Source organism: Dyadobacter jejuensis, from assembly GCF_003149085.1.
Lineage (GTDB): Bacteria > Bacteroidota > Bacteroidia > Cytophagales > Spirosomataceae > Dyadobacter > Dyadobacter jejuensis.
The window spans coordinates 85,769-98,893 of sequence record NZ_QGDT01000008.1; the positions used below are offsets into that span (position 1 = coordinate 85,769).

General features: G+C 44.7%; 14 protein-coding genes. 8 read left to right on the top strand and 6 right to left on the bottom strand.

From position 1 onward, the window contains the following. Positions 1–14: 14 nt before the first annotated feature. Both CLV98_RS15235 and CLV98_RS15240 read right to left on the bottom strand, forming a co-directional pair. Positions 15–1,382: a tetratricopeptide repeat protein gene (locus CLV98_RS15235; RefSeq protein WP_229203400.1), complete on the bottom strand. Its 1,368-nt coding sequence runs from the start codon at positions 1,380–1,382 to the stop codon at positions 15–17. Positions 1,383–1,573: 191 nt separating this feature from the next. Next, entirely contained in the window at positions 1,574–2,572 is a 999-nt protein-coding gene (locus tag CLV98_RS15240; protein WP_109675429.1) for an NAD-dependent epimerase/dehydratase family protein, read from the bottom strand. A 190-nt stretch (positions 2,573–2,762) separates the two neighbouring features. Here CLV98_RS15240 and metG point away from each other — a divergent pair, with 190 nt between their 5' ends. Continuing rightward, on the top strand, positions 2,763–4,841 hold the full coding sequence (gene metG / locus CLV98_RS15245; protein ID WP_109675431.1) for a methionine--tRNA ligase: 2,079 nt from the start codon (positions 2,763–2,765) through the stop codon (positions 4,839–4,841). Positions 4,842–4,899: 58 nt separating this feature from the next. Here metG and CLV98_RS15250 read toward each other — a convergent pair whose 3' ends face one another. The 3 genes from CLV98_RS15250 to CLV98_RS15260 form a co-directional block, all read right to left on the bottom strand. Further along, complete coding sequence (locus CLV98_RS15250) at positions 4,900–5,235, bottom strand: hypothetical protein (protein WP_229203401.1); 336 nt, start codon at positions 5,233–5,235, stop codon at positions 4,900–4,902. 288 nt (positions 5,236–5,523) lie between these two features. Beyond that, entirely contained in the window at positions 5,524–5,943 is a 420-nt protein-coding gene (locus CLV98_RS15255) for an Hsp20/alpha crystallin family protein (protein ID WP_109675435.1), read from the bottom strand. Positions 5,944–6,112: 169 nt separating this feature from the next. Continuing rightward, positions 6,113–6,394, bottom strand: coding sequence for an Rdx family protein (locus CLV98_RS15260; protein ID WP_109675658.1), 282 nt, complete (start codon positions 6,392–6,394; stop codon positions 6,113–6,115). A 336-nt stretch (positions 6,395–6,730) separates the two neighbouring features. On the opposite strand from CLV98_RS15260, the gene CLV98_RS15265 reads away from it, so the two are divergent. The 5 genes from CLV98_RS15265 to CLV98_RS15285 all read left to right on the top strand — a co-directional run bounded on the left by CLV98_RS15265 (position 6,731) and on the right by CLV98_RS15285 (position 10,252). Continuing rightward, positions 6,731–7,129: a hypothetical protein gene (locus CLV98_RS15265; protein WP_109675437.1), complete on the top strand. Its 399-nt coding sequence runs from the start codon at positions 6,731–6,733 to the stop codon at positions 7,127–7,129. Positions 7,130–7,231: 102 nt separating this feature from the next. Further along, a complete protein-coding gene (locus tag CLV98_RS15270; RefSeq protein ID WP_146202288.1) occupies positions 7,232–7,903 on the top strand; it encodes a hypothetical protein in 672 nt (223 codons plus the stop codon). Beyond that, complete coding sequence (locus tag CLV98_RS15275; RefSeq protein ID WP_109675441.1) at positions 7,890–8,747, top strand: sensor histidine kinase; 858 nt, start codon at positions 7,890–7,892, stop codon at positions 8,745–8,747. The genes CLV98_RS15270 and CLV98_RS15275 overlap by 14 nt, the downstream gene beginning before the upstream one ends. A gap of 41 nt (positions 8,748–8,788) precedes the next feature. Continuing rightward, a complete protein-coding gene (locus CLV98_RS15280) occupies positions 8,789–9,466 on the top strand; it encodes a response regulator transcription factor (RefSeq protein ID WP_109675443.1) in 678 nt (225 codons plus the stop codon). A gap of 105 nt (positions 9,467–9,571) precedes the next feature. Beyond that, entirely contained in the window at positions 9,572–10,252 is a 681-nt protein-coding gene (locus CLV98_RS15285; protein WP_109675445.1) for a type 1 glutamine amidotransferase domain-containing protein, read from the top strand. 28 nt (positions 10,253–10,280) lie between these two features. Here the strand turns inward: CLV98_RS15285 and rfbC are convergent, their stop codons facing one another. Continuing rightward, positions 10,281–10,826 (bottom strand): dTDP-4-dehydrorhamnose 3,5-epimerase, encoded by a 546-nt coding sequence (rfbC, locus tag CLV98_RS15290; RefSeq protein ID WP_109675447.1) that lies wholly within the window; start codon positions 10,824–10,826, stop codon positions 10,281–10,283. A gap of 105 nt (positions 10,827–10,931) precedes the next feature. On the opposite strand from rfbC, the gene pyrF reads away from it, so the two are divergent. Together pyrF and lysA are read left to right on the top strand one after the other, a co-directional pair. Next, entirely contained in the window at positions 10,932–11,762 is an 831-nt protein-coding gene (gene pyrF, locus CLV98_RS15295) for an orotidine-5'-phosphate decarboxylase (protein WP_109675449.1), read from the top strand. A 42-nt stretch (positions 11,763–11,804) separates the two neighbouring features. Then, on the top strand, positions 11,805–13,034 hold the full coding sequence (lysA, locus tag CLV98_RS15300; protein ID WP_109675451.1) for a diaminopimelate decarboxylase: 1,230 nt from the start codon (positions 11,805–11,807) through the stop codon (positions 13,032–13,034). The last annotated feature ends 91 nt before the right edge of the window (positions 13,035–13,125 follow it).

Here is a 13,125-nt window from a genome sequence, read left to right on the forward strand (position 1 = left end):
ACCACCCAGTTGCTTTATTGACGGTATTGTTCTATGATTTTGTACAGGGCTTTCTGTTTATCCAGTTCTTGAAAGAAATCGAAAAGCTGTATATGTCCGTCATAGTCGAGGGTAAGAGCCGTTTCCAAAAATATTAAAGCTTCGCGGTAGTCGCCAGAATGAATGTGATACACCGCCATATGGTAGTACAAGTCGGCCTCCTCGGGAAGATCCTCTATGGCTGCCTGTAGCAAGTCAATAGCTCGGGCATAATTGCCTTGTTCAAAGAGCACCAAGGACCATTTTAACCAGATTTCCGGATTGGAAGGTTCTATTTCAGCGGCCTTTTCGAACGCTTCAAAGGCTGAAATCACATTGCCCACTTTAAATTCCGTTTCTGCCAAGGCCAACCAATAGTCAGGATTAAGGGCGGTTATCTGTATGGCCCTTCTAAAAAAGCCTACTGCTTCATACCATCGTTCTAGTTCGTTGAAACATATCCCAAGACCATACCATCCATCGTCCCACATGGGATCCAACTTCACAGTTTTCTGATAGCATTTAATGGCCTGATCGTACGCTTCCAGCCTTTCATAGCAAGTCCCTAAGCAGCAATGGATTTCGGGTTGGTCATCTTCCAACTTCAAAGCAATGAGGTATTGGGCTTTGGCATCCTCAAATTTTTCGAGGCTCATATAGGCATTCCCTAGCTGAAAATAACCGGAGGCAAAGTCTTCCTTAATCAATATGGCATATTCCAAGGCTTGAACAGAATCGATATTCCTGTCGAGCCTCCGGTAGGCCACCCCCAGATTGAACCACGCCAACCAAGAAAACGGGGCCTGATCCACTAAGTCGGTATAATAGTCCAGGTGAGATTCCAGCTGACCCAGCATTTCCAAGCAATGGGTAAGTTCTAGAAGGGCATCCTCATGATCCAAATTATGAGCAAGGGTCTTTTTGAAATAGCCGACAGCCTCCTCGAGCTTGCCTGCATTTTGGTAGGTCTGGCCCAGCTGAAAGTAGATTTCATCTTGGTCGTCGACCCTATAGGCCAGGCTCTCCAATAGCTCCACAGCCTCTTCAAAATCCCCTACCATATTGGCCAAGGCCACCTGCATAAAGGTTATTTCTACGTCACCAGGGTGAAATAATGCCGCTCGGTCGAGCAGCTCATGAGCCTGTTCGTGGTCGCCTTTGTTGGCGAGAACCTGCACCTTGCTCAGGATCAGGTCAAGGGAATAAGGAAAATCGGCCAGCCCCCTGTCACAGGCCAGCAGGGCTTTTTCCCAATCGCCCATTTCCATGTAATGACCCGTAACCTTTTCAAAGGTTTCCAGATCCACAAACTCCTGTTCACTCGACTCCAACATTTTTTCAAACCTTTGGAGAGTCTCGTTCATATTTTTTTTCCTTTCTCCGAAATTTTTCTCCATTTCAACTATGCTTCCGTTACAGTGATGAACCCCTTCCTTCTTATTCCTTCTAAAAGCCAAATGAAAACACCATTTTAGAAAATTTAGTGCACCAGTTACCTGCAATAAAATAAATCCAAATTGGAGATAGTAGAAAGTTATAAATTTTTATGCTTTTATCAAACGCCCGCCTTCAAACTTTCACAGACACGGGTAATGGTATCCTGCAAAGGAGTAAATTCAAAACCGATTGTATTCTTTATTTTTGAATGGTCATAAGTAATCTTCCTAGCACTGGATTGGGCCGTTTCTTTGGTGATCAAAGGCTTGGTACCCAATAGCCAGGTCCTTACAGCCTCTACCCGCCAAATCACCCCGGCTAGGGTCTTTCCTACGGCATACCGAGGGCGCCGCTTTCCCATGGCATCGGCAATCATAAAAAACAAGTCCTTATAAGATATATTCCCGGCGTTCAGCAGAAAGCGCTCACCACTAATCTCTGAAAATAGCAGCCTAATAATCACCGAGGCCACATCATGCACATCCACATAATTGGCTACCCCCTCGGTATAAAATGGATTCTCCTGATATACATATCTAAAAATCTGGGTACTGCTTTTCCCCCAATCGCCTTCGCCTAATATTAAGGTCGGGTTTACAATGACTGCCTCAAGTCCCTCGGCTATGCCCCTCCAAACTTCTAGCTCAGCCAATTGTTTGGTTTTTGCATATTCCGAATTTTCAGGTGAATCCTCCCACTTTTGATTTTCGTTGAGCACTACCGTACTTCCTGTTGCCAATTTTCGAGAGTCGGGCCGGCCCAAAGCGGCAATGCTGCTCACATGGCATAGCTTACGCACCCCGAATTGTAAACAGGCATTTACGACATTGGCAGTCCCGCGTTGATTAACCTGGTACATCATGGGCCGGTCCTTGGGGACAAATGAAACCACTGCAGCCGCATGGACCACATAATCCATACCCTCCATGGCCTGCTCTAGACTACCCGGGTCGAGCACATCGCCCTCCACCCAGTTGATCCGAGATTGTATCCCTGCCAGCAGGGAACGTTCGGAATTGGCTCGTACGAGGGCAAATACTTGGTGCCCGTCTGCCAACAATAATTTACAAGTGATGCTGCCAACTAAACCCGTGGCGCCTGTGATTAATACATTCATTCTTTTTTGTTGCGAGTCAATCAAAGTTCGGGCTTAAATATCGGTTGGCAAAAATTTAGATAAAAAAAGACCTTATGCAGTTTACCAAAACTATCAACCATTTAAAGTTCCTTTTTCTTAATTTCGCAAGATATTACTATTTGGCTTCCTAGCAAGAGCCACGTTACCAATCTCTAATAACGCGAGACACATGTCCAAAACCACCCCAAAAAGATATACTGTTACTGCAGCACTCATCTACGCCAATGGCCCCATACACATTGGACATTTGGCTGGCTGCTATATTCCGGCCGACATATACGTTCGTTATCTACGCTCCCAAGGGCGTGAGGTCGTGTTTGTCAGCGGCACCGACGAGCACGGTGTTCCTATCACCATTCGAGCCAAAAAGGAAGGGCTAACGCCTCAACAGGTGGTCGATAAATATTACAGCCAGATCGATGCCTCCTTTAAGGAACTCGGTGTATCCTTCGATATTTATTCTCGTACGAGCAAGCCTATTCATCATCAGACGGCTCAAGAAATATTCACAGATCTTTACGATAAGGGAGTATTTATGGAGCAAACCACCGAACAATATTATGATGAGCAGGCAGGACAGTTTTTGGCCGATCGCTATATTGTGGGCACCTGCCCGGTGTGTGCGTCTCCTAATGCCTATGGCGACCAGTGTGAAAAATGTGGGTCTACCCTGAGTCCCATGGAATTGATAAACCCTCATTCGGCGTTGTCGGGATCCAAACCCGTATTGAGAACGACCAAAAACTGGTTTTTACCCCTCGATCAGATGCAAACCAGGCTCGAGGAATATATTGGCAGCCATCCCGAATGGAAAACTAATGTGCTTGGACAGTGCCAATCATGGCTAAAAGATGGCCTAAAGCCTCGTGCCATGACTCGCGACCTGGACTGGGGAATAAAGGTTCCCTTGCCCGACACCGACAACAAGGTCCTGTATGTATGGTTTGAGGCCCCAATAGGTTATATATCGGCCACCAAAGACTGGCTGACTCAGCAGAATGGCACCGATGAAGGCTGGGGTAAATGGTGGCTCAAGCAAGACAAAGATTCCGATCAAGAAGATACTAAACTGGTTCACTTTATTGGTAAAGACAATATCGTGTTCCACTGCATCATATTCCCGGCCATGCTGATGGCCGAAGGAAATTATGTATTGGCCGAAAACGTTCCTGCCAATGAGTTTATGAACCTGGAAGGAGACAAAATATCGACCTCCCGCAACTGGGCCGTGTGGCTTCATGAATACCTAGAAGAATTCCCCGGCAAACAAGACGTATTAAGATACGTACTGGCCGCCAATGCTCCCGAAACCAAGGACAGTGAGTTTACATGGAAGGACTTCCAAACGCGCAATAACAGCGAACTGGTCGGAATATATGGCAACTTTATCAACAGAGCCGTGGTACTAACTCAGAAGTTCTGCAATAGTCAGGTGCCCCAGCGTGGGGAGTTGGAGCCAATAGACCAACAAGTATTGGAAGAACTAGCCGCTTACCCTGGAAAGATAGCCGAGTCGATGGAAAACTACCGCTTCCGTGAGGCTCTAGCCCATATCATGGACTTAGCCCGCAGCGGAAACAAATACCTGGCCGACACGCAGCCCTGGCATACGATCAAGACCGATCCGGAGCGGGTCAATACGATCATGAACATTGCGTTACAAATTTCCGCCACTTTGGCCATCGTGTCTGAGCCAGTATTGCCGCATACCTCTGCCAAAATAATGGATCAATTTGGAATGGAATCGGCCTTATGGAAAGATGCTGGCCTGGCCGACCTACTGGAACCCGGCAAGGCTATAGGTACGGCAGCCTTGCTTTTCGAAAAAATTGAAGATAGTGTTATCGCAGCCCAGATTGAAAAATTGCAGGAAGCCAAGCGCCAGAACGAATTAGAGAGTAAGGTCGTCGCCCCCGTAAAGGAAGAGGTTCAATTTGACGATTTTTCTAAAATGGATATACGCGTGGTTACCATCGTAGAAGCGCAGGCCGTCCCCAAGAGCAAAAAGTTATTAAAAATCGTGGTGGATACCGGTCTGGAGACGAGAGTGGTCCTCAGTGGAATTGCCGAGCATTTTAAGCCCGAAGAAATTGTAGGGCAACAGGTACTATACCTGGCTAACCTCGCTCCACGCAAAATGATGGGAACCGAAAGCCAAGGAATGATCCTGATGGCGGAAGATCGAGATGGAAGTCTGCACTTCGTTCAGCCTAAGGCGGCTACTTGGAATGGCGCTACGGTCAACTAAGACGATCGAAACGGGAAGGGCCATAACAGACCCCTTCCCGTCTTTTTAATCCTTATTTTTATTGAAATTCTTGCCGCACCTTCTCAAAAATTGCTACGATTTGCTTGGATAAGCCCTCACACTCTTGCAATGAAAGATGATCCAGTGAGTTTGTAACAGCATTAACGACCACCCGTCCCTGCTGATCTACTACGGCTTCATTCCGTTTTACTAATTTTAATATCTCTTGCCATTCGGCCACCAGCGGGTCCGAAAAATAACGTGACTCAAGTATATTAAAATAAGCCGACTGTGATTTCAACTTTTCTTTTAGTTCTTGAGGCTGTTGGATAGATTTTAATTCGGCTACCAGTTTGGAGAGTTCGATAAATGCGAAGATGTTAGATTTCTTCATAACGTTAAGTATTGATTGGAGGAGTAACTTTAAAACTTGCCTCTAAGATACAGCTATGTAGAACTATTATTTCATCCCAGCCATTAAATTATAGCTTCCCCCCAACCACAAACCTTACATATTCCTATTGGTCCTCCAACAAATCCTGTTTCTTAGATAATTTAATATAGGTAACTGATTTTAACTTAAGCGGTTAAAATAAAAAAGGCAGCTCCCGTGATCACAGATAAATACAACTGCACCAACAGCACCTAAACCTACCTGACCTTATCCTAGAACATGGAAAGACTACAGTTTGCCTATATCCACTTTTTTACGAAAATTATGATCGTCGGTACCAAAAGGCAAATGAAGCACTAAGGCCCTCCGCTGTTGGTCATAATTGGCGGTTATCTCCTGAGTGTCAACCCCATCGGGCAGCACAAAATGGTTGATTACCCTGATCGACTTCCATTGATGCTGTTCGTCGTTCTGGTCTGCAAAGATCGGTATCAAATGATACAATTTGATGGTATTCTTACCCTTGCTATTTTTTTCTATTTCGACTTCGAGGTCCTCTACTTCAATACCAGGGGTCTTTACGGTCACCCGATATTCATGCTTTAATTCTTTCAAATCTATCGCCGGCACACTCATGCCGCCACTCACTGTATTGATGAAATCGATATTCATCAACATTTCCTGGGGTATTTTTAGTTTGCTTTCCATGGCTTCTTGTTTTAGCTTAAAAGATACTAGCTAAACAAAAAAAATACCATACCAAAAATTTCCTAAAGTAAAGAAAAACACCAAACCAAGTACTTAAGTCCACGCTTTTCCCACCCAACCATGTCACAATATCACCGCTCACAACAATAAGTGACATTATGTCACTATCCTACTTTTTATCACTATGCCCTAAAGGTTTATCAGGGGCTATCTGGTCCCTAACCAATTGCTTTAGCGCTTTCGCTTCCGGAAAACCTCCATCTCTTTTACGTTCCCAAATAAGGGAATCGTTCACCCAGATCTTAAATTCTCCGGCCTGTTCTGCTGGGGCCAAACTTACGGAATGGAGATCCTCCACAAAGGTGGTCAGGAGCTCTTGAGCTAGCCAAGCCGAACGTAACAGCCAGCCACATCGGGGGCAATAAGAAATTATAATACTCGCTTTCAACATAAACTCCATTTTTTGAGTAAGCTACTATATAGATAACCAGATGAATAAATTTGCAACCTTAAACTCGGCTCTAATTGAATTATCCTAATTAAAATTAAAACTGATAACTGGAAAAAATATAGAAAATAATCGTACTAGATATAGAATTACTAATTCTCAGCCAACTAAGTAAATTTACCTGTTTTTTAGACAATTTATTCACAACTACCTAAATAGTAGCTAATTACATAAGATACCGTTAAATAAGTTCCATCTATTTGGTTTGTTAAAGATAAACCCAAGGATTAATTTTATTCTAGTTACTATCCTAATATTCAACTTTACACTTTTAAGATCATGCCAAAATACACAGGAAAAGAAGGCAAATTACTACCGGCCAAGCAAATAAAGAGCCTTTTGGAGGGACATAAGAAGCAACGGGAGGATCAAGAAAGCCGGGGGCATCATTTTATTGAATCGGAATTTTTCGGTCTAGAAACTTTTAAGCACATGCTAGAAAAATGTGGTGGAAATCCAGTTGGTTTTAAAGTATATTATGGCAACCAGCTAGAAAACCGGGAAGGTAAAGAGCCTATGCCCGATGTAAATGGCAGGCCAACCTCCAGGATCATCATTGTCCCCGTGGACGCCGATGGCAACAACCTGATGGGCGGGAAAACACTCCCGGGCCATAAAGACGCAGACGACGACGGGGAGGCCATGGGAGACGGCCCTACTTGTCCGCATTATTGCTAGTCCTAGAGGGGGCCAACTAGGGCTCCCCTTCAGCAAGCCAGCCCAGGCTGGGAGCGCCTAACCAATTATTCCAATATGTTTGACAACTATATAGGGTTATGCATGAGACATCCGCTGCAATGTATACCCGTCTTCATCACACTAATACCGTTATTGATACTCATTAAAAAGGAAGCGTATGTCATAGCCCCTTATTTAATTTTACTCATATTCCTGATCACCAAACTGGCTATTGACTTGGCTATGTTCCATTTGGCAGCTAATAGAATAAACAATATCATCTTATACAACTTAAGCTTACCCATTTCATATACATTACTAGCGGGGATGTTCATTTATAAACTGGATTCTGGAGTTCTTAAAAGGCTAGTAGCCACCAGCATAGTAGCTTTTGCCATTTTTTCTGTTTGGGATATGCTCAATGTAAACCCGCAACTCGAGGACAACCACCACCATGCCATGGTGCCCTATGCCTCCACCATTCAATGTATTCTGATGCTATTATGGATTTTGCTTTACTTTTATGAATTAATGAAGTCGATGAAAGTGCCTAATTTATTCACTTCTACCTTTTTCTGGATTTGTTGCGGGCTATTATTATATTATTCGAGTTTTGTATTTATTGCGCCAGTACTACATTATACCGAAAAATGGGATAATCCATTATCAATAGGCTTCGCCGCCAACATTTCCTACCTATTCGAAATCTTTTATTTGATCATGATGAGTATAGGATTAATGAATTTCCAAAAACATAATTATGCAAGACATTGAGGAGCTTAAATTTGTGCTAGTAATTGCGACCCTGGCAATGTTATTGATGGCATTTTTTGTCATCTCCTTCGTTATGCTCTATCAAAAAAAGAAATTTGAAGCCGAAAAAAAACTGAATGAAGTAGAAAAGGGGCATAATAAAAGGCTGCTCGATACGGCTTTGGATTCGGAAGAAACCGAGCGGAGGCGAATCGCCCAAGACCTTCACGACGATATTGGCACCATGCTGTCGCTCACCAAGCTAAGCCTAAACCAACTTAATAAAATAGCCCTAGAAAGTGATAGCAAGGAAAGAGCCCTAATCAGGAAGTCTCAGAGTCTGGTCGAAGAAACCATCCTACATGTCCGAAGGATCACCAGGGACTTAGTCCCGACGACCTTGGAACGCTTTGGCTTATCGGAAGCCATCAGTGAATTTATCAATAAATTAGAGGCAGACAATCAATTAAAAATAAGCTTTCATTCTAACGCCGACGAATTCCCCAGACAACAGCAGAAAGTAGAACTCACCCTATACCGGATCATGCAAGAGCTTGTTAATAACGCCATTAAGCATGCCAAATGTACCTTTATAGAAATTGAGTTAGAAGTAACCACTGAGTTCCTTTTTCTAAGAGTTACCGATAATGGCATTGGATTCGATGCCCAACAATTGAAAGACAGCAATATGACGGGCCTTGGCCTCCTGGGTATTGAGAGTCGCTTAGCCATCATTAATGGTATCGTACGGTATGTATCTCCTGCCACGGGTGGGTCCATGGCCATTGCTCAGATACCCGTAGCCCCGGTGACTGCCGGCAAACCTGAACCGCTACATCCATATAAAAGAGCCAGGATTTCCTAAATTGCACCATCATTAGCCAGGGAGTCCTCAATTAAGATCCTATGAAAACAGAAACAACCACCAATAAGGTCCTCAGACTAGGAATTGCCGATGACCACGAATTATTCAGAAAGGGATTTATTGCCATGCTCAGTGGGATTACGGAGTACGAGTTTATCCTAGAGGCGGGTAACGGACAGGAGTTATTGGACAAAATGGCCTTGGACACTCCCGACATTGTTTTTATGGACCTGCAAATGCCCATTATGGATGGCATACAGGCTACCGAGCTCGCTTTTGAACGATTCCCCAATATTAAGATCATCGTAGTATCGATGTATAATGAAGATCGGTTTGTAATCGATATGCTCGAAAAAGGGGTTCAGGGCTACCTGTTAAAGGATACCAGTCCCGACGAGGTCGAAAAAGCCATTCACCGGGTAGCTGAAGAAGGTTTTTATTATAATGATTTCGTATCTAAAGCCATGCATAGGAAAATGGCTACCCGCGCAACCAACAAACACCCGCATTTCCCTAATGCCTGCAATGTAGCCCTATCGCCAAGGGAACAGGATGTATTGCAGCTTATTTGTGATGGCCTATCCACGAGTGAAATTGCGGAAAAGCTCTTTATCAGTATCCGAACGGTAGAAGGACATCGACTAAGAGTTTTGGATAAAACCGGAACCAAAAATACAGCGGCGGCGGTGGCGTTCGCCTATAAGAACCATTTAATATAAAGACGGAAGGCCTTGGCCGAGCGGATTCTTGATATATTTATTTTATATTGATCAAAAAAACGCTTTACCACTTTTGATGGTTAGGGGCAATATCCTCTTTTCTATATGAAAGCACTCATAGTTTGTACCAATCAAGGTCAGTATCCCGGCAAGTCGACCCAAACTGGAATTTGGCTCAACGAGGTGACTCATTTTTTTGAAGTACTCAACAAAAAGAAAGTGCTCATCGATATCGTTAGTCCCTTGGGTGGCACCATCCCGATAGACCCCCGTAGCAAGGAAGGAAAAGACGAATTGAACCATAAATATATGGCCGATGCGGAGTGGAATAAGCGATTAGAAAAGTCCCTCAGCCCTCAAGATATACATCCGAGCGACTACCGCCTCATCTATTTTGCAGGGGGGCCAGGTTCCATGTGGGATTTACCCCATCAGGCTACCTTGGCTGCTATAGCCTTAGAAATTTATCAACGGGGTGGTCATATCACCGCCGTAGGACACGGGGTAGCCGGACTTTTACCTATCATGCTAGACCATGGAGTCCCTTTCATTGCCGACAAATACCTTACTGGCTTTACCAATTTGGAAGATAAATTAGTAAGTTTCCTTAGCGACACGCCCTTTTCGTTGGAGGACAGCCTCAAGCAAAAGGGTGCACATTTCACCAAATCGGTACTGCCTTTCCTGGAACATATTGAGCTAGACGAAAGGCTGATCACGGGCCAAAACCCCCAATCGGCCTATAAAGTCGCCAGTAAAGCAGTAGAAGAACTTTTTGAAAAATAATCTCGCTACGGCTGTACTGGCTGAAATATCAAATGCCTTGCTCTTTAAAGAGCGACTTAAAACTAGGCAATAACAGATCCTTTTCGGAAACATTAGGCTCGGCCACTCCCCAGTCGATGGCCAGCTCTGGATCGTTCCAAATAATACCCGATTCGGCAGCCTTGTTATATACATTGGTACATTTATAACTAAAGACTGAATCTTCTAAGGCCGCGAATCCATGGGCGAACCCTTCCGGGATATAGGCCATATTATTGAGCTCGGCTTTCAAATCAAAAATTACATACTTCCCAAAAGTTGCGGACTCTGGGCGTACATCCACGGCCACATCCAACACCCTGCCAGACACTACACGCACCAACTTACCCTGTGCATAAGGAGCATTCTGAAAGTGCAGCCCCCTTACTACCCCTTTTTTGGAAAAGGACTGATTATCCTGAACGAAGTCGCTAGGCAATCCCAGGCTTTTAAAAACTTCGGCATTGAAAGATTCAAAAAACAGCCCTCTTTCGTCTTCAAACACCCTAGGAAATAGCTCTACTAGTCCGGAAATGGAAGTTTCTTGAATGCGCATAGTTGGATATATTGTGATTATAAGTATTGAAAAAGTCTGAATATAGGCGCAAATTTATGAATCTATTGGCAGAGGTTGTAATTTCGGCGCAATATTTTAATTATCATGACTTACGATACGCTTTACGCCCATATTTTAGAGAAAGAATCCTACCTATGTGTAGGGTTAGACACGGACATCCGTAAAATCCCTAGCCATCTATTGAAGGAGAAGGATCCTATATTCGAATTTAACCGTCAGATCATCGACGCCACGCTCCCCTATTGCGTGTCTTATAAGCCCAATATCGCCTTTTATGAGGCGCTTGGAGCCAAGGGCTGGGAGAGCCTCCAGAAGACCATGGAGTATATCCCCAAAACTCACTTTACCATTGCCGATGCCAAAAGAGGGGATATTGGTAATACTTCCAGCCTTTATGCGCGTACCTTCTTCGACCCATCCGCCTCCGGATTCGATTTTGATTCGGTAACGGTGGCTCCCTATATGGGCAGCGACTCCGTACTGCCTTTTCTCGAATTCGAAAATAAATGGGTCATTTTACTCGCCCTAACCTCCAACCAGGGAGGGAGTGATTTTCAAAGGTTACAAACTCCTGAAGGTCCATTATACGAACAAGTTTTGCGTACTTCTCAGCAATGGGCAGGAGCCGACCGCATGATGTACGTCGTGGGAGCCACCCAAACCCAAGACCTAGCGCATATCCGAACCTTAGTACCCGATCATTTTCTGCTCGTCCCGGGTGTAGGCGCCCAAGGTGGCAGCCTTCAGGAAGTATCTCGTATCGGAATGACCAGCCGTTGCGGACTGCTCATTAACGCCTCCCGAAGTATCATTTATGCGAGCAATGGCCAGGATTTTGCCCTAAGGGCGGGAGAAGAGGCGCACAAACTGCAACAAGAAATGGCCCAATACCTACAACAATACCGGGGTGTCTGACACCACATTACCATCACAACCCGTCTTATAGAAGTACAACCCATGCAACGTAACGAAAGTAACCAATACCATATCCAAGGCCTAAGTCCTGAGAAACTCGTTCAAGAATTCGAAAGTCCACTTTATGTCTATGATGCAGGCACCATCCGCCAAAAGGTGGGTGAATTGCAGTCGGCATTTCAGGCCGTCGATCTAAAAATTAAATATGCCTGCAAGGCCAACACCAATTTATCGATACTCCGTTTGATGCGGGAACTCGGTGTGGAGCTCGATGTAGTCTCTCCTGGTGAAATGCAGATGGGCGTATTGGCCGGGTATACGACCAGCCAAATCACCTTTACCCCGAGTGGGGTACCCTTTTCAGAAGTAAAACAGGCCGTCGATGCGGGCGCCATCGTCAATCTGGACAGCCTCCCGTTGCTGGAATGGTTTGGCCAAACATATGGGGCTACCAAGCCTTGTATGATTCGCATCAAGCCTAACGTTGCTGCCGGAGGAAACGAAAAAATTATGACGGCTCATGCCGATTCTAAATTTGGGATCTCTGTATTGCTCTTGGACTCTATACTGGACATAGTAAACCGGTACGATATTAAAGTAATAGGCCTTCACCAGCATACTGGCTCCGACATCAAAGATGCCGCTCCTTTCTTGAAAGTGGCCGATATCTTATTCGATGCGGCCAAGCACTTTAAGGATCTTCAAATTATCGACCTCGGAGGAGGCTTCAAGGTTTCCTATAAGCCTGGGGATGGAATCACCGATATGAAATTGCTAGGATCAAAAATATCGGAACGTTTCCAAAAGTTTTGCCAGGCATATGGCAAGCCCTTGCAATTATGGTTTGAGCCAGGAAAATTTTTGGTCAGCGAATCGGGCTACTTGCTCACTACGGTGACCGTGGTAAAAGAAGACCCTGCTCGTAACTTTGTCCATATCGACTCGGGACTCAACCACCTCATACGCCCTATGATGTATGGCTCTTATCACCATATCCTCAATACCTCTAATCCGTCAGGACCCGAAAAACATTATAATGTGGTAGGGTACATCTGCGAAACCGACACGTTCGCCTCGGATCGGGTACTGCCAGAAGTACGGCAAAATGATATCCTCGCCTTTATGAATGCCGGAGCCTACGGCATCACCATGAGCTCCAACTATAACGCCCGCTTCCGCCCTGCCGAGGTACTGGTAGACCATGGTCAAGCCAGCCTAATCAAAAGAAGGGAAACCTTAGAGGACCTGCTGCGAACTCAAATGGGATTATAAGTAAGTACAAAAATAAAGGAGCACCCAAAAGGCGCTCCTTTATTTTTTGGAAACCCTAGTCGTTAATCCTAGGTAGGGCTATCGATCATCT